This is a genomic window from Pseudomonas sp. MYb2 (genome assembly GCF_002979955.1).
Taxonomy (GTDB): Bacteria; Pseudomonadota; Gammaproteobacteria; order Pseudomonadales; family Pseudomonadaceae; genus Aquipseudomonas.
The window spans coordinates 1-16,735 of the sequence record NZ_PCQC01000006.1 but is presented as its reverse complement, the minus strand read 5'-3'; the positions used below and the strand labels follow the sequence as shown (position 1 = coordinate 16,735).

Annotated in this window: 14 protein-coding genes and 1 pseudogene; 14 read left to right on the top strand and 1 reads right to left on the bottom strand. The window is 57.9% G+C overall.

Translation table 11 applies throughout. From position 1 onward, the window contains the following. The first annotated feature begins 161 nt into the window (after window positions 1-161). The 13 genes from CQ009_RS11480 to CQ009_RS11420 all read left to right on the top strand — a co-directional run bounded on the left by CQ009_RS11480 (window position 162) and on the right by CQ009_RS11420 (window position 14,716). Complete coding sequence (locus tag CQ009_RS11480; protein WP_064389863.1) at window positions 162-524, top strand: response regulator; 363 nt, start codon at window positions 162-164, stop codon at window positions 522-524. A gap of 143 nt (window positions 525-667) precedes the next feature. Then, complete coding sequence (locus CQ009_RS11475) at window positions 668-1,972, top strand: glycosyltransferase (RefSeq protein WP_105706208.1); 1,305 nt, start codon at window positions 668-670, stop codon at window positions 1,970-1,972. Between the two features lie 137 nt (window positions 1,973-2,109). Then, window positions 2,110-2,976 carry a phospholipase gene (locus CQ009_RS11470; RefSeq protein WP_105706206.1) on the top strand — a complete coding sequence of 289 codons (867 nt, stop codon included), beginning with the start codon at window positions 2,110-2,112 and terminating at the stop codon, window positions 2,974-2,976. A 194-nt stretch (window positions 2,977-3,170) separates the two neighbouring features. Next, window positions 3,171-4,049, top strand: coding sequence for a phospholipase (locus tag CQ009_RS11465; RefSeq protein WP_105706204.1), 879 nt, complete (start codon window positions 3,171-3,173; stop codon window positions 4,047-4,049). A 43-nt stretch (window positions 4,050-4,092) separates the two neighbouring features. After that, window positions 4,093-4,998, top strand: coding sequence for an AraC family transcriptional regulator (locus tag CQ009_RS11460; protein ID WP_064389859.1), 906 nt, complete (start codon window positions 4,093-4,095; stop codon window positions 4,996-4,998). A gap of 343 nt (window positions 4,999-5,341) precedes the next feature. Further along, entirely contained in the window at window positions 5,342-6,652 is a 1,311-nt protein-coding gene (locus CQ009_RS11455) for a sugar ABC transporter substrate-binding protein (RefSeq protein ID WP_064389858.1), read from the top strand. 154 nt (window positions 6,653-6,806) lie between these two features. After that, window positions 6,807-7,733, top strand: coding sequence for a carbohydrate ABC transporter permease (locus CQ009_RS11450; RefSeq protein ID WP_105706829.1), 927 nt, complete (start codon window positions 6,807-6,809; stop codon window positions 7,731-7,733). Window positions 7,734-7,741: 8 nt separating this feature from the next. Continuing rightward, window positions 7,742-8,572, top strand: coding sequence for a carbohydrate ABC transporter permease (locus tag CQ009_RS11445; RefSeq protein WP_034154211.1), 831 nt, complete (start codon window positions 7,742-7,744; stop codon window positions 8,570-8,572). 135 nt (window positions 8,573-8,707) lie between these two features. Continuing rightward, window positions 8,708-9,811 carry an ABC transporter ATP-binding protein gene (locus CQ009_RS11440; RefSeq protein WP_105706201.1) on the top strand — a complete coding sequence of 368 codons (1,104 nt, stop codon included), beginning with the start codon at window positions 8,708-8,710 and terminating at the stop codon, window positions 9,809-9,811. A gap of 15 nt (window positions 9,812-9,826) precedes the next feature. Next, window positions 9,827-11,299: a mannitol dehydrogenase family protein gene (locus CQ009_RS11435; RefSeq protein ID WP_105706199.1), complete on the top strand. Its 1,473-nt coding sequence runs from the start codon at window positions 9,827-9,829 to the stop codon at window positions 11,297-11,299. A 303-nt stretch (window positions 11,300-11,602) separates the two neighbouring features. Next, on the top strand, window positions 11,603-13,099 hold the full coding sequence (gene xylB, locus CQ009_RS11430) for a xylulokinase (RefSeq protein ID WP_105706197.1): 1,497 nt from the start codon (window positions 11,603-11,605) through the stop codon (window positions 13,097-13,099). Window positions 13,100-13,112: 13 nt separating this feature from the next. After that, complete coding sequence (locus tag CQ009_RS11425; RefSeq protein ID WP_105706195.1) at window positions 13,113-14,051, top strand: carbohydrate kinase; 939 nt, start codon at window positions 13,113-13,115, stop codon at window positions 14,049-14,051. Window positions 14,052-14,095: 44 nt separating this feature from the next. Continuing rightward, window positions 14,096-14,716 carry a hypothetical protein gene (locus CQ009_RS11420; protein ID WP_105706192.1) on the top strand — a complete coding sequence of 207 codons (621 nt, stop codon included), beginning with the start codon at window positions 14,096-14,098 and terminating at the stop codon, window positions 14,714-14,716. A gap of 143 nt (window positions 14,717-14,859) precedes the next feature. Here CQ009_RS11420 and CQ009_RS11415 read toward each other — a convergent pair whose 3' ends face one another. Further along, a complete protein-coding gene (locus CQ009_RS11415; protein ID WP_105706190.1) occupies window positions 14,860-16,161 on the bottom strand; it encodes an OprD family porin in 1,302 nt (433 codons plus the stop codon). A 374-nt stretch (window positions 16,162-16,535) separates the two neighbouring features. Here CQ009_RS11415 and CQ009_RS11410 point away from each other — a divergent pair. Then, window positions 16,536-16,735 (top strand): annotated as a pseudogene (locus CQ009_RS11410) (type VI secretion system tip protein VgrG); the annotation flags it as partial.

Sequence of the window (16,735 nt, the reverse complement as noted above, 5' to 3'; positions counted from 1 at the left end):
GCACGGCGGTATGTGCCAACAGTTATCCTTGCCCGCCTCAACTGCAGCTAAGCTTTTTTGTGTCAGTTCGGGAACTTGTGGCCATGCGCTACTTACTCATGCAAGAGCCCGGCACATTCGACCGGCCGAAACCCAGCGTTAATTTCTTGAGAGCCTTCAATATGTCCACCCCGCCGTTCACCATCCTTGTCGTAGAAGACGACGACATCGTGCGCATGCTCATCGTCGATGTGCTTGAGGAGCTGGAGTTCAAGGTGCTGGAGGCTGATGGTAGCGAGCAGGCATTGGAATGGTTGCGCAATCAGGGAGAAAAAATCCACCTGATGATGACCGATGTCGGCCTGCCCGGCATGGATGGCCGTGAACTGGCCACCAAGGCGCGAACGCTGCACCCAGCCCTGCCCATCCTGTTCGCCAGCGGCTATGCCGAAACCATTGATGTACCTGCGGACATGCACGTCATTGGCAAACCGTTTTCCATCGATCAACTGCGCGACAAGGTGAACGGCATTTTGCCTCACTGATCTTTGCCAAAACATCCGCTTCGCGGCAGCAACTGCTCCAGGTCATTACCCATTGAGCGAGTCCGGATCGACTGATCGATCTTCGGCTTGTGGTCTAATTGCGCGCCCGTTTTGCCCTGCCCGTTTTCAAGGAACATCTGCTCATGAACACATCCCCCGCCACCAAAGTCCTGGTCATCGGCTACGTCTGGCCCGAACCACGCTCTTCGGCAGCCAGTGGGCATGTCATGCAAATTCTCGAAACGTTCCTTGAGCAAGGCTGGGAAATCACCTTCAGCAGCCCGGCAGGCCCCGGTGAACACAAGGCTGACCTGAGTGCTTTGGGCATTCGTGAAGTACCGATCGAACTCAACAACAGCAGCTTCGATGCTTTCCTCAGCCAATTAGCGCCAGACATCGTGCTGTTCGATCAATTCATGATGGAAGAACAGTTCGGCTGGCGGGTCGAGAAACACTGCCCGCAAGCCCTGCGCGTGCTGGAAACCTCCGACCTGCAAAGCCTGCGACACGCAAGGCAGCAGCGCCTCAAGGAGCGCTTGAGGGAAGATCCCGACAATCAGGATTTCACCTCGTTGTTCGTACCGGCGTTGCGCGAAGAGTTCGAGTTGATGGCCGACAGCGACCTGGCCAAGCGGGAAATCGCCGCGCTGTATCGTTGCGACCTCAACCTGATGATTTCGCAAGTCGAGATCCAATTGCTGGTCGAGGAATTTGGCCTGCCGGTCGCGCTGCTGCACTGGTGTCCACTGATGATCGACTTGCCGACAGCCGAACCGCGCACTTTCGCCGAGCGCGCGCACTTCCTCAGCATCGGCAATTTCCGTCACGCGCCCAATTGGGATGCGGTGCTCTGGATGAAAACCACGATCTGGCCGTTGATCCGCGCGCAACTGCCGCAAGCGCAGTTGCACATCTATGGCGCCTACACCCCGCCCAAGGCCACGGCGCTGCACAATGCGGCGCAAGGTTTCCACGTAATGAACTGGGCCGAAGATGCCTTGCAAGTCATGTCAGCTGCGCGGGTGTGCCTGGCGCCACTGCGGTTTGGTGCCGGCATCAAGGGCAAGATTGTCGATGCCATGCTGTGCGCAACACCGTCCGTGACCACACCGATCGGTGCGGAAGCCATGCACGGCGGCATGCCGTGGCCCGGCGCAATCACCTGCACCGCAGAGGATTTCGCCAACCATGCCGTGCAACTTTACCGCGACGAACAGCGCTGGGAAGCAGCCCGCCAGGCAGGTCAGTCGATGTTGGACGAGCGTTATCGGAAGTCGGTACATGGCCCGTTACTCATCGACAAGTTGAAGGACTGTTTGCGAAACATGGCGCAGTCAAGAAAGTCAAACTTCACTGGCAGCATGTTGCGCCACCACCATCACAAAAGTACTCAATACATGGCGCAATGGATTGAAGCCAAAAACCGCAATCAAACAGATAACAACTGACAGCAAGACACTTAACAATACATATATCCAGCATCAACTAATTCATTGATCAAAGCCCTCGAATTAAATTAAAAACAAGTGACTTGCCCAGACAGCGAGCAAGTCACTTGATTAATTATTACTACAGGGACGCCATCATGAACAGCGCAACAACCAGCAACTACGCACTCACTAACTGGATGAGTGCCAATACCGCCATTGATGTTTTACCGCTCTATAAGTTGAGCCTGCCTGGTACTCACAACGCCGGTTGCGACTGGAAGGCCTCATACGCCCTGATCCCGGGCGCACACTGGGTGGCTTGCCAGCACAAGTCCTTTTATGACCAACTGCTCAATGGCGCCAGAGCCCTGGATTTACGGCTCACTTACCAGAACAGCGGCATGAAACTTAACAAATTTCGTTTCCAGCATAACGGCTTTCTGTCTTCACGCTCGCTTGTTCACCTGATAACCGACATAGAGCGCTTTCTCTCAGAGTATCCCGACGAATTCATTGTCCTCGACTTTCATGAAATGAAAGATGGCGACCGGCCCTTTGACTTTGCATGGTTCAACCACATGCTCATTAAACTGCTGGGTAACAGGATCATCCCTGCCAGCAATAGCGGCCTGAATCTGCAACAACTGAAAAGCATAAGCCGCACGCAGCGAATCCTGATTCATGCGCCACAGCATCATGAACTTGACCATAAATACTTTAACCCGAAGCTCCACCATCAATGGATCGGAACGCAAACTCCGAGTGCCAGCGACCTGCAAAAATTCATCGCCACAACAATGTCCTCTCCGCCTTTTCGATACGCACCATGGTCGCTGTCAGCGACCAGTTATGCGGCGCTGGGTGGCCCGGTCGACATTCATACCGAACTGGATCGCTGGTTTGACCCCGCCAATAGTGACTGGCTCCAGAACTGCAATGTCGTCAACGTCGATTTCTTCGAAGAAACCCGACTGGTTGCGTTCTGCATCAGCACGAATCTGAGTAAAGCGCGACGCGGGTAACTGATACTGTCGAGTGCCATTCATTGGCTATTTTTTAGCGGATATTTCCGCGACTGGTAATGTTCTTCGGTGTTTGTATGCTGTATTCGAGCTTTCCCGACAATCGGTGAAACTGGACGATGTCACCCTCGGCATCGGATATTTCAACAATCGCCCAAGGATGGGGCGATGTATGACGACAAGGAGTTGTCACGATGAGCAGCGCCACCGCAACACTCGACAAGCAGACCTGGATGAGCCAAGTACTGGATATCGATCAGCTCAAGCTGACCGATATCGTCTGGCCCGGCACCCACAACAGCGGCATGGATAAAAAAGCGCCCAACTACGAGGTCGTGCTCGGTCACTGGACGACGTGCCAGAACGATTCATTCGCCTGGCAACTGGACAACGGCGCCCGCGCATTCGATATTCGCCTCGGGTGCACTGCCGGGCCGCAGCGCCCGCTGTATTACTTTCACCACAACGGTTTTCAGTCACACCGCGTGCTCGATGAGTTGGTCGAGGCGGTTGCGGCTTTCCTCGATCGGAATCCCGACGAATTCATTGTCCTGGACTTTCATCAACTGGGTGATGGTAACAAGTCTTTTGATCGGCAGCGCCTGAGTGACTTTATGCTCAATCGCCTCGGTTCACGACTGATTCCCCATATGGACTCAATTACTACGATAGGTGAACTCAAACGCAGCAGTAGCAAGCGCCGCATCGTCATGGCAGCGCCCTACTCACCCGAGCAGGACAGAAACTATTTCTGGCCGCAGATCCCGCACAAGTGGAACAAGAGAGTTTTTACCGACACGACGGCACTCGGCCTTCATATCGAAAAGTCTCTGGAGGGTACGCCCCATGAAACATTCATCTGGTCACTGCCAGCCACCTGCTACTCGTTACTAGGCGGGCCGAGCGACATCAAGAAACAACTCAATGACTGGTTTCACTCAAGCCGCGGCTGGGTCACCCGTTGCAGCATCATCAGCACCGACTTTTTCGATGAATCCGAGATTGTCCGCAACTGCTGGGTCGCCAACAGCATGAAAGCAGTTTACGGACGCACGTTGTATCAATCGGGCTGAAAGGGGCATGATCGCCAGGCGATAATAATAAAAGCGTCCTGACATGAGCCGAACAGCCCGCGTAACCGACCCCTCTTACGAGTTGATGGATGACCATAACGGGTTGTCCATCATCTACCGCCAGCACGGCTTCCCATGCCCGCTGGTGCGCTGGCATTTCCATAAGGAATACGAGTTGCATCTGATCGTGGCGAGCTCGGGCAAAGTGTTCATCGGCGACTACATAGGCAACTTCTACCCGGAAACGCTGTTTCTTACCGGCCCCAATCTGCCGCACAACTGGATCAGCCAGGTCGCCGAAGATGAAGTCGTCGAGAAACGCGACATGCTGGTCAATTTCACCGACGAGCTGTTCGAGAGTGGCCATCAGGTGTTTGCCGAGCTGAAATCCCTGGCGCCATTGCTCGAGCGCGCGCAATACGGTATCGAGTTTCGCTGCAAACGCACCATTCGCCAGGCGATGACGCTGATGCAGCGTATTGCCGACTCCACAGGCATCACCCGGCTGGGGCATTTTTTCATCCTGATGGAGCTGCTCGCAGCCAGCGATGACTTTCAGCTTTTGTCCGGCGCAACCACTGCGCAACTCGCCGACGAGCACAACATCGACCGGACCAACCGCGCGGTCGATTACATATTCAGCCATTACGCCCGCGATATAGCACTGGAGGAAGTCGCTGAGCATCTCGCAATGACGCCGACTTATTTCAGCCGCGTATTCAAGCAGGCGACGGGGCGCAACTTCATCGAGTTCGTCAATCGCCTGCGTATCAGTAAATCCTGCGAGCTGCTGGCCGATGGCGACAAACCGGTGACCGAGGTGTGTTTCGAATCGGGCTTCAACAACATTTCCAATTTCAACCGGCGCTTCCTGCAGCTCAAAGGCATGACGCCATCGCATTACCGTCGGCTCGCAGTGCAGCGCCTGACCGAACAAAACCACACCTGACAACCCGGTCCCCTGTAGGAGTGAGCCTGCTCGCGATAGCGGAGTGTCAGCCAACATATCTGCAAACTCTCACACCGCTATCGCGAGCAGGCTCACTCCTACAGAGGGCTGCGTCGGCATCAGAAACCTGTACGCATTCGATAGCGTCTGACCGCTGAAAACCCCTTCCCTGCGTTTACACTGCCAAACACCAGTGCAAAAAAGTATCGATAAAAGTGCTAGGGATGATTTGTCAGCCCTGCGATTGAAGGCTGTAATCAGTGCACATTCTTCCTGTCGTCGGAAGACACAAAAACAATAACTGTCCTTCTGCTACCCACCGGGCGCAGAAAAGGAGTGCACGATGCAACCCACTGCAAAAGCTCTGCTTGCCCTCACCTGCATGACCCTCAGCAGCGTCAGCCTTGGCGCCCAGACCCTGACCATTGCCACCGTCAACAACAGCGACATGATCCGCATGCAAAAGCTCTCGAAAACTTTCGAGACCGAGCATCCGGACATCAAGCTCAATTGGGTGGTACTGGAAGAAAACGTTCTGCGCCAACGCCTGACCACCGACATCGCCACCCAGGGCGGGCAGTTCGACGTGTTGACCATCGGCATGTACGAAGCGGCACTGTGGGGCGCCAAAGGCTGGCTCGAACCAATGAAGGATCTGCCGGCCAGTTATGCCCTCGACGATGTGTTCCCATCGGTGCGCGAAGGCCTTTCGGTCAAGGGCTCGCTGTATGCCCTGCCGTTCTACGCGGAAAGCTCGATCACCTATTACCGCACCGACCTGTTCAAGGATGCGGGCCTGACCATGCCCGAGCGTCCGACCTGGGAACAGATTGCCGGGTTCGCCGAAAAGCTTACGAAAAAGGATAAAGAACAGTACGGCATCTGCCTGCGCGGCAAGGCCGGCTGGGGCGAAAACATGGCGCTGATCACCACGGTCGCCAACGCCTACGGCGCGCGCTGGTTCGATGAAAAATGGCAGCCGGAATTCAATGGCCCCGAGTGGAAGAACGCACTGAACTTCTACGTCGACACCATGAAGAAATCTGGCCCGCCGGGTGCTTCGAGCAACGGTTTCAACGAAAACCTCGCCTTGTTCAACAGCGGCAAATGCGCGATGTGGGTCGATGCCAGCGTCGCCGGTTCGTTCGTCACCGACAAGACCCAGAGCAAGGTTGCTGATCACGTCGGCTTCACCTTCGCCCCGCATCAGGTCACCGACAAAGGTTCGGCATGGCTGTACTCGTGGGCGCTGGCGATTCCGACCAGCTCCAAAGCCAAGGATGCCGCCAAAGAGTTCAGCGCCTGGGCGACCTCCAAAGAGTACGGCGAGCTGGTGGCGAAGACTGACGGTATCGCCAACGTACCACCGGGCACCCGCGCCTCAACCTACAGCGACGCCTACATGAGCGCAGCACCGTTCGCCAAGGTCACGCTGGAATCGCTGAAGGCTGCCGATCCGGGCAAACCGACGCTCAAACCGGTGCCGTACATTGGCATTCAACTGGTGACCATTCCTGAATTCCAGGCCGTGGGCACCCAGGTCGGCAAGCTGTTTTCGGCAGCGCTGATTGGCCAGACCACGGTGGATCAAGCCCTCGCCGCCGCTCAGCAATCCACTGAACGCGAGATGAAGCGCGCCGGGTATCCCAAGTAACCCGCAAAGCTCGCTCCTGCCTTTTGTAGGAGTGAGCCTGCTCGCGATGGCGGTTTTCAATCTGAAACAGACGGTGACTGACACACCGCCATCGCGAGCTGGCTCACTCCTACATTAGATCTCCATAGGTCTGTATGACTCGGTTGTGATCACCATGAATACTTCAACTGCCAAAGCCCACCTCGACCTGTCGCAACCTGCGCGCAAGGTCCGCGTACGCAACCCCGGCTGGTTTCTGGTCAGCCCTTCGGTGGCCCTGTTGCTGCTGTGGATGATCGTGCCGCTGGGCATGACCATCTACTTTTCGCTGATCCGCTACAACCTGCTGTATCCCGGGGAAAACGAATTCGTCGGGCTGGAAAACTTCAGCTACTTTCTGACCGACTCGGGCTTCATGCCGGGTGCCACCAATACACTGCTGCTGGTCGGTAGCGTACTGCTGATCAGCGTGGTCCTCGGCGTGTTGATCAGTGCATTGCTTGAAGCCAGCGAATTTCTCGGGCGCGGCATCGTGCGGGTCATGTTGATCTCGCCGTTCTTCATCATGCCCACGGTCGGTGCGCTGATCTGGAAGAACCTGATTTTCCATCCGGTCTCCGGGATCCTCGCCTACATCTGGAAGTTGTTCGGCGCGCAACCGGTGGACTGGCTCGCCCACTACCCGCTGCTGTCGATCATCATCATTGTCTCGTGGCAGTGGCTGCCCTTCGCGATCCTGATTCTGATGACAGCGATGCAGTCCCTCGACCAGGAACAGAAAGAAGCGGCGCGCCTCGACGGTGCCGGGCCGATCGCGATCTTCTGGCACCTGACCCTGCCGCATCTGGCACGGCCGATTGCCGTGGTGGTGATGATCGAAACGATCTTCCTGCTGTCGGTGTTCGCCGAGATTTTCACCACCACCAACGGTGGCCCCGGCTACGCCTCGACCAACCTCGCCTACCTGATCTACAACCAGGCGCTGGTGCAGTTCGACGTCGGCATGGCCTCGGCGGGCGGTCTGATTGCCGTGGTCATCGCCAACATCGCCGCGATCATTCTGGTGCGGATGATCGGCAAAAACCTGACTGACAAAGCCTGAGGCCTGCCATGACTCTCCAACAATCCCGCCGGCTGCAAAGCCTGCTGCTCGGCACCCTGGCCTGGGCCATCGCGATCGTGATTTTCTTCCCGATCTTCTGGATGGTGATGACCAGTTTCAAAACCGAGATCGACGCGTTCGCCACGCCGCCGCAGTTCATCTTCACGCCGACGCTGGAGAACTACCTGCACATCAATGAGCGCAGCGATTACTTCAGCTTCGCCTGGAACTCGGTAGTGATTTCCTTCAGCGCCACGGCGCTGTGCCTATTGATCGCAGTGCCGGCGGCGTACTCGATGGCGTTCTACGAAACCCAGCGCACCAAAGGCACGCTGCTGTGGATGCTCTCCACAAAAATGCTGCCACCGGTGGGCGTGCTGATGCCGATCTACCTGCTGGCCAAAAGTTTCGGCCTGCTCGACACGCGCATCGCGCTGATCGTGATCTACACGCTGATCAACCTGCCGATCGTGGTCTGGATGGTTTACACCTACTTCAAGGACATCCCCAAAGACATCCTCGAAGCCGCCCGCCTCGACGGCGCGACGTTGTGGCAGGAAATGGTCCGCGTGCTGTTGCCGATCGCCAAGGGTGGCCTCGCCTCGACTGTGCTGCTGTCGCTGATTCTGTGCTGGAACGAGGCGTTCTGGTCGCTGAACCTGACCTCGTCGAAAGCGGCGCCACTGACCGCTCTGATCGCCTCGTATTCGAGCCCGGAAGGTTTGTTTTGGGCCAAGTTGTCGGCAGTCTCGACCCTGGCGTGTGCGCCGATTCTGATCTTCGGCTGGATCAGCCAGAAACAACTGGTGCGCGGCCTGTCGTTCGGCGCCGTGAAATGAAGATTGAAAAGCAAAAGATCGCAGCCTTCGGCAGCTCCTACACGGAATGTCGTATCGGCATAAATCTCCTGTAGGAGCTGCCGCAGGCTGCGATCTTTTGATCTTAAAAAAACAACAATTCGGAGGCCCATCCTCATGGCCAACCTGAAAATCAAGAATCTGCAAAAAGGCTTCGAAGGTTTCTCCATCATCAAAGGCATTGACCTTGAGGTGAACGACAAGGAGTTCGTGGTCTTCGTCGGCCCGTCCGGTTGTGGCAAATCCACCCTGCTGCGGCTGATCGCCGGCCTCGAAGAAGTCAGCGGCGGCACCATCGAACTCGATGGCCGCGACATCACCGAAGTCAGCCCGGCCAAGCGCGATCTGGCGATGGTGTTCCAGACCTACGCGCTGTATCCGCACATGACCGTGAAAAAGAACATGTCGTTCGCCCTCGATCTGGCCGGCGTACCGAAAGCCGAAGTCGAGAAGAAAGTCGGCGAGGCCGCGCGCATTCTTGAACTCGGCCCGATGCTTGAGCGCAAGCCGAAACAGCTCTCCGGTGGCCAGCGTCAGCGCGTCGCGATTGGCCGCGCCATTGTGCGCAATCCGAAAATATTCCTGTTCGACGAACCGCTGTCCAACCTCGACGCTGCGCTTCGCGTGCAGATGCGTCTGGAACTGCTGCGCCTGCATAAAGACCTGCAAGCGACGATGATCTACGTGACCCACGATCAGGTTGAAGCGATGACCATGGCCGACAAGGTCGTGGTGCTCAATGGCGGCAAGATCGAGCAAGTCGGCTCGCCACTGGACCTGTATCACAGCCCCGCGAACCTGTTCGTCGCCGGTTTTCTCGGCACACCGAAAATGGGTTTCCTCAAGGGCAAGATCGCCCTCCTCGACGCCCAGAGCTGTGAGGTTTCGCTGGACGCCGGCACGCGCATCACCCTGCCCTTCAATACCACCAACCTGAGCGTCGGCAGCGCCGTGACCCTGGGCATCCGCCCGGAACACCTGGAACTGGCGCAAGCGGGCGACTGCACGTTGCAAGTCACCTCCGACGTCAGCGAGCGCCTCGGCAGCGACACTTTCTGCCACGTCGCCACGAATGCCGGCGAAGCCCTGACCATGCGCGTGCGCGGGGATCTGGCCAGCCGTTACGGCGAGCAACTGAGCCTGCACCTCGATCCGACGCACTGCCATTTATTCGATGCCGAAGGTGTCGCGCTGACCCGTCCGCTGCGCGCTGCGGCCTGATTTCGAGAGCTCCCGATGAAACTCAACCAACAGAACCTCCATCGTCTGGCCGCCGAAGTGCAACTGCCGGCCTACAGCCTCAGCGACACGCGCCAGGGCATCGCCCACATTGGCGTCGGCGGTTTCCACCGCGCGCATCAGGCGTATTACACCGACGCGCTGATGAACACCGGCGAAGCGCTGGACTGGGCGATCTGCGGGGTCGGTCTGCGTGCCGAAGACCGCCGCGCCCGCGATGATCTCAAGGAACAGGATTACCTGTTCACCCTGTTCGAACTCGGCGACAGCGACGACACCGAAGTCCGCGTGATCGGCGCGATTCGTGACATGTTGCTCGCCGAAGACAGCGCTCAGGCGTTGATCGACAAACTCGCCGCCCCACAGATCCGCATCGTCTCGCTGACCATCACCGAAGGCGGTTATTGCATCGACGACAGCAACGGCGAGTTCATGGCGCACCTGCCGCAAATTCAACATGATCTGGCCAATCCGCAGGCACCGAAAACCGTGTTCGGCTTTTTGTGTGCAGCCCTGGAAAAACGCCGGGCAGCGGGCATCCCGGCATTTACCGTGATGTCTTGCGATAACCTGCCGCACAACGGCGCCGTGACGCGCAAGGCGCTGCTGGCGTTTGCCTCTCTGCGCAATAGCGATCTGTGCAGCTGGATCGACGCCAACGTCAGTTTCCCCAACGCCATGGTCGATCGCATCACGCCGATGACCAGCACTGCCCATCGCCTGCAACTGGCCGACAAACACGGGGTCGACGATGCCTGGCCGGTGGTCTGCGAACCATTTGTGCAGTGGGTGCTGGAGGACAAATTCGTCAACGGTCGGCCGGCCTGGGAAAAGGTCGGCGTGCAGTTCACCGACGATGTTTCGCCGTACGAAGAGATGAAAATCAAACTGCTCAACGGCAGCCATCTGGCGCTGACCTATCTGGGCTTTTTGAAAGGCTATCGGTTTGTTCACGAGACCATGAACGACCCGCTGTTCGTGCGTTACATGCGCGCCTATATGGATCTGGACGTGACCCCGCAACTGGCGCCGGTGCCCGGCATTGATCTGACGGATTACAAAAACACGCTGGTGGCGCGTTTCTCCAATCAGGCGATTGCCGATCAACTGGAACGGGTGTGTTCGGACGGCTCCTCGAAGTTTCCCAAGTTCACCATCCCGACGATCAATCGCTTGATTGCTGATGGGCAGGAGACTAAACGTGCGGCGTTGGTGGTGGCGGCGTGGGCGTTGTATTTGAAGGGGGTGGATGAGAATGGCGACACCTATTCGATTCCTGATCCGCGCGCGGCGTTTTGTCAGGCGTTGGTGGCGGACGATGCTTTAATGACTCAGCGGTTGTTGGCGGTCGAAGAGATTTTTGGCACGGCGATACCGCGTTCGGCGGAGTTTGTGGCGGCGTTTGAGTGGTGCTGCAACAGTTTGCGCGAGGACGGTGTGACGCGGACTTTGCAGCGGATTCTGGATTGAAAAGCCCCTCACCCTAGCCCTCCCGAAACGTCGGACCGCCCAGAGGGAGAGGGAACTGACCGAGGGGTTTGTACAAGTTACATCGACCTGAATGTCCGGAGTCGAACTCAGGATTTGAACAACCCCTGATTGAGAGATCCGCAGTCGAACTCAAATTTTGAACAGCCCCGGTTGAGAGAACCGGAGTCGAACTCAGCTTTTGAACAGCCCCCGATCGGCTCCCTTTCCCCCTCGCCCCTTGGGGGAGAGGGCTGGGGTGAGGGGGTAAGCTCTTGATCTTCACCACACCCGAGTGGTCCACACATGACAACACAACAACTGTTCCTAGGCATCGACTGCGGCACCCAAGGCACCAAAGCCATCATCCTCGACGCCGCCAGCGGCCAGGTGCTAGGTCAAGGCGCCGCCGCACACACGATGATCAGCGGCGCGAATGGCCGCCGCGAGCAAGACACCCAGCAATGGCTCGAAGCCTTCGCCCTCGCCACCCGCCAGGCGTTGCTGGCGGCAAATGTCGACGGCCAGTCGATCCTCGGCATCGGCGTCTCCGGCCAGCAACACGGTCTGGTCCTGCTCGATGATCAAGGTGAAGTCCTGCGCCCGGCCAAGCTCTGGTGCGACACCGAAACCAGCGCCGAAAATGACCGTCTGCTCACTCATCTGGGCGGCGAAAAAGGCTCATTGGAACGCCTCGGCGTGGTCATCGCCCCGGGCTACACGGTGTCGAAACTGCTCTGGACCAAAGAACAGCATCCCGTGGTGTTCTCACGCATCGCGCGCATTCTGCTGCCCCACGACTACCTCAACTTCTGGCTCACCGGCCGCGCCTGCAGCGAATACGGCGACGCCTCCGGCACTGGCTATTTTAATGTGCGCACCCGCCAATGGGACTTGCAACTGCTGCGCGACATCGACGCCAGCGGACGCCTGCAAGCGGCATTGCCGGAGCTGATTGACGCGCATCAAGCCGTCGGCGCGACCCTCCCGGCGATTGCCGCACACCTTGGCATCAACCCCAACGCACAGGTATCGAGTGGTGGCGGCGACAACATGATGGGCGCCATCGGCACCGGCAATATTCAGCCCGGCGCGATCACCATGAGCCTGGGCTCTTCCGGCACGGTGTACGCCTATTCCGACGCACCGAAAGTCAGCCCGGACGCTTCGGTTGCGACCTTCTGCTCGTCCAGCGGCGGCTGGTTGCCGCTGATCTGCACGATGAACCTGACCAACGCCACCGGCGCGATTCGCGAGTTGTTCGACCTTGATCTGCAGCAGTTCAACGAACTCGTCGCCCAGGCACCCATCGGCGCCGACGGCGTGAGCATGCTGCCGTTTCTCAACGGCGAACGCGTACCCGCGCTGCCCCACGCCACCGGCAGTCTGCACGGCTTGACGCTGGACAACCTGACCCAGGCCAATCTGTGCCGCGCCGCCGTCGAGGGCACAACCTTTGGTCTACGTTACGGACTGGATTTGCTCCGCCACAATGGTTTACAAAGCCGCAGCATTTGCCTGATCGGTGGCGGTTCGAAAAGCGCGGTATGGCGACAGATCGTCGCCGACATCATGAATACTCCGGTGATCTGCACCGAACAAAGCGAAGCCGCCGCCCTCGGCGCGGCGATTCAAGCGGCGTGGTGCAAATCCTGGTCCAATGGCCACGAAGACAGCCTCGCCGAGCTGTGCCAACGCTGCGTGAAACTCGATCCAAGCAGCGAAACCCTGCCGATTGCCGCCAACGTTGCGGCGTTTCAGCAGGCCTATGAACGCTATCAACAGCATGTCGCGACCCTATAAAGAGCAAACAATTATGTATTTGGTGTGTGGCGAAGCCCTGTTTGATTTTTTCAGTGAAGACGACGCCAGCGGTCTGGCGTCGAAAGTGAATTTCAAGGCGATTGCCGGCGGCTCGCCGTTCAACGTCGCCGTGGGTTTGCGCCGTCTGGGCGTGGACTCGGCCTTGTTTGGCGGACTGTCCACCGACTACCTCGGCCGCCGCTTGCAGCAAGTGCTGCAGGACGAAGGTGTGTGCCCGGACTATCTGGTGGACTTCGCCGCGCCGACTACGCTGGCAATGGTCGCCGTCGGTGCCAATGGCTCGCCGCACTACAGCTTTCGTGGCGAAGGCTGTGCCGATCGGCAACTGAGTCGCGCGCATCTGCCGCCGCTTGGTCCGGAGGTGCGTGGCTTGCACATCGGCTCGTTCTCGCTGGTGGTGCAGCCGATCGGCGACACCTTGCTGACATTGGTACAGCGCGAAAGCGGCAAACGCCTGATCACTCTCGACCCGAACGTACGCCTCAATCCCGAGCCGAATATCGACCTGTGGCGCGAACGCATCGCGACGCTGGTACCACTGGCCGATCTGATCAAGGTCAGCGACGAAGACCTGAGCCTGCTCTACCCCGAACAGGACCCGCAGCGCGTGATCGAAGGCTGGCTCGAACAGCGCTGCCAGATCGTCTTCCTCACCCGTGGCGGCGACGGCGCCAGCGTGTTCAGCCGCCACCATGGCAGCTGGTCTGTGCCGGCGGTGTCGGTGAAAATCGCCGACACCGTTGGCGCTGGCGATACCTTCCAGGCCGCGCTGATTACCTGGCTGACCGAGCATGGCCTGGATTCGGTCGAAGGCGTGCAACAACTCGCCCGCGAGCAGATCGACGCCATGCTCAAGTTCGCCGTGCAAGCCGCTGCGCTGACCTGCAGCAAGACTGGTCCGGATCTGCCCTATCGTCACCAATTGAGCTAGGCCGTAGACTGTCGGCCTTTTTGCGCACGACGGGATAACGGCTTTTGAAATACGGGCAGACGCTGCGACTACTGACACTGGCAACGCTACTGACCGGGTGCGGCACCTCGCCGCCCCGCTCGCCAGAAGATATCTGCGAGATTTTCCGCGAGAAAAGCGACTGGTACGACGCGGCGCAAGTCACGCAAAAACGCTGGGGCGTGCCGATTCAGGTGCCCTTCGCGATCATGTATCAGGAATCCGGCTACCGCTACGACGCCAAGACTCCGCGCAAATACTTGCTCTGGGTGATCCCGTGGGGCCGTGTGTCCACCGCATCGGGCTATGCGCAAGCCAAGGATGAAGTCTGGGCCGACTATCAGAAAAGCACCGGTCGCAGCGGCGCCGATCGCGAAGACTTCGACGACGCCATCGACTTTGTCGGCTGGTACATGGACAAGACCTATTCGATCAACGGCGTCTACAAGTACGATGCCTATAACCAGTACCTCAACTACCACGAAGGCTGGGGCGGCTTCCGCAACAAGACTTACGCCAGCAAAGCGTGGCTGATGCCGACGGCGCGCAAAGTGCAGAACCGCTCGGATGTGTATGCGCGGCAATATGCCGGGTGCAAAGAGGATTTGAATCGCGGATTCTGGAGCCGGTTCTGGCATTGGTTATAGCAGCAATTTCAAGGGCCTCATCGCGAGCAGGCTCACTCCTACAGGGGATCTTCAGCGGACGCGGATATCGCGTTCAACATTGATCCATTGTAGGAGTGAGCCTGCTCGCGATAGCGCCCGATCAAGCACTACACATCCAGGACCTACAACACCGAAAAGTTGTAACTCACAATCACCCGAGTCTCATCCACATCCCGGGCAAACTTCTCGTAATTGGTGCGATACGTAGCATTCCTCAAGCGCACACTCACATCCTTGAACGTGCCCGTCTGAATCACATACTTCAACTCGCTGTCGCGTTCCCACTCCTTCCCTTCCTGATCACTGCCCAGCACCGTTATGTGATCACCGTTCACATAACGGGTCAGGAAGCTAAGACCATTGATGCCGATGGCCTTGAAGTCATAGTCATAACGCAATTGCCAGGAACGTTCCTGCGCGGCGGCGAAGTCGTTGACCTGCACATAGTTGACCAGATACGGATTGCTGCCATCGAGGTACGGCATCGAGTTGTCGCCGTTCATGCGCTGCCAACCGGCGCTGAACGTGTGGCCGCTGTGCGCATAGGACAACATGCCGCTCAAGGCACGGTTATCGATGGAGCCGGCTTTCGCATCGCCACTGTCGGCGCTCTTCAGCAAGCGCAAGTCGGCCTTCAACACACCGCCACCCATTGGCTGATTGGCTACCAGACCGACGAAGTGCTGACGATAGATGTCTTCCAGTTCGGCGTAGTGATATTGGCCGGTCAGGCGATCATTGATCTTGTAGTCAAAACCATACATGTCGAAATGATCGGCGGTGGTATTGCACGCGTAGCGCTTGTTCTTGCAGTGCACGCGAATGTCTTGCGAATCGGTGGAGTCGCGTGCGGTGTACTTGTCCAGGCGCGCGGCCATGAAGGTCAGGTCTTTTACCTCTTTAGAAGTGAGCATCGCGCCATTGAACATGGTCGGCAGCAAACGACCGTCGTTGTATTTCAGCAATGGCAGATCCGGCAACAGCGCGCCGTACTTCAGCACTGTGTCCGAGACCTTGACCTTGGCGGTCAGGCCCATTTTCGCGTACTGACCTTTCGAGCCGCGCGGGTTCTCGCCGCTCGATGGCAACAAGCCGCTGTTGCTGCGATCCGGGCTGGAATCGAGCTGAAAACCCAGCATGCCCAGTGCATCAATGCCAAAGCCGACCGTGCCTTCGGTGTAGCCCGATTGCAGGTTGAGAATAAAGCCCTGTGCCGACTCTTCACGCTTGGAAGCGCCCTGATCGCTTGAGGTGTGCCCATCACGGAAATCGCGGTTGAAATACACCGTGCGCGATTCGATTTTCGCCGTAGTGTCTTCAAGGAATCCGCTGGCCTGAACCTGTGCGGTAAAACCTGCGCACAGCACAAAGGCTCCGAAGCCAAACGACTGGCGCGGGGTGATGAGGGAAAATGGGGGACGCATGAAAAACTCCAACACTGCAGCGTTTGCGCAAGCGCGCAACAAACGAAAAATAGCTCCCGTCCCAGCTCATTAATAAGCCGGGAGGAAGAGAACCACGCGGGGGTGAACGGCAATGATGGCAGATGGCTTTGACGTGCTACAGGCGACTTTAGTCTGAATCTGACTGGCGATTCTTCAATCTTCGTTTGTAGGAATGATCGTCACAGGCTGGCTTCAGACTTTATCAAATGCCCGGTTTTATTGGGTGAAACGCGCCATCTAGGGGTTTTCCCTATACCACCTGTTGCCCACGCATACGGCTTTTGCGCCTTGAACGAGGCGGCTTAATCCTGCAACATCCGCCCCCTGCTTATTCAACGGACGGAATTCAAGGCATGCTGGACGCCAACGCAACACACATTACCCTCACGCTCGAAGGCGCCAACGCCGATCTGCAAGTCCTCAGCTTCACCGGTCGCGAAGCCCTCAATGAACCGTTCCGTTTCGACCTCGAACTCGTCAGCGCCCGCCCCGACCTGAAGCTCGAAGAACTCCTGCACAAACCCGGCGTGCTGACCTTCGGCGCCACCGGCGA

Excerpts from the sequence above, each read along its gene's own strand:
- CQ009_RS11415 (WP_105706190.1), bottom strand. The coding sequence starts at position 16,161 with ATGCGTCCCCCATTTTCCCTCATCACCCCGCGCCAGTCGTTTGGCTTC.
- xylB (WP_105706197.1), top strand. The coding sequence starts at position 11,603 with ATGACAACACAACAACTGTTCCTAGGCATCGACTGCGGCACCCAAGGC.
- CQ009_RS11440 (WP_105706201.1), top strand. The coding sequence starts at position 8,708 with ATGGCCAACCTGAAAATCAAGAATCTGCAAAAAGGCTTCGAAGGTTTC.
- CQ009_RS11450 (WP_105706829.1), top strand. The coding sequence starts at position 6,807 with ATGAATACTTCAACTGCCAAAGCCCACCTCGACCTGTCGCAACCTGCG.
- CQ009_RS11480 (WP_064389863.1), top strand. The coding sequence starts at position 162 with ATGTCCACCCCGCCGTTCACCATCCTTGTCGTAGAAGACGACGACATC.
- CQ009_RS11455 (WP_064389858.1), top strand. The coding sequence starts at position 5,342 with ATGCAACCCACTGCAAAAGCTCTGCTTGCCCTCACCTGCATGACCCTC.
- CQ009_RS11445 (WP_034154211.1), top strand. The coding sequence starts at position 7,742 with ATGACTCTCCAACAATCCCGCCGGCTGCAAAGCCTGCTGCTCGGCACC.
- CQ009_RS11470 (WP_105706206.1), top strand. The coding sequence starts at position 2,110 with ATGAACAGCGCAACAACCAGCAACTACGCACTCACTAACTGGATGAGT.
- CQ009_RS11465 (WP_105706204.1), top strand. The coding sequence starts at position 3,171 with ATGAGCAGCGCCACCGCAACACTCGACAAGCAGACCTGGATGAGCCAA.
- CQ009_RS11475 (WP_105706208.1), top strand. The coding sequence starts at position 668 with ATGAACACATCCCCCGCCACCAAAGTCCTGGTCATCGGCTACGTCTGG.
- CQ009_RS11425 (WP_105706195.1), top strand. The coding sequence starts at position 13,113 with ATGTATTTGGTGTGTGGCGAAGCCCTGTTTGATTTTTTCAGTGAAGAC.
- CQ009_RS11435 (WP_105706199.1), top strand. The coding sequence starts at position 9,827 with ATGAAACTCAACCAACAGAACCTCCATCGTCTGGCCGCCGAAGTGCAA.
- CQ009_RS11460 (WP_064389859.1), top strand. The coding sequence starts at position 4,093 with ATGAGCCGAACAGCCCGCGTAACCGACCCCTCTTACGAGTTGATGGAT.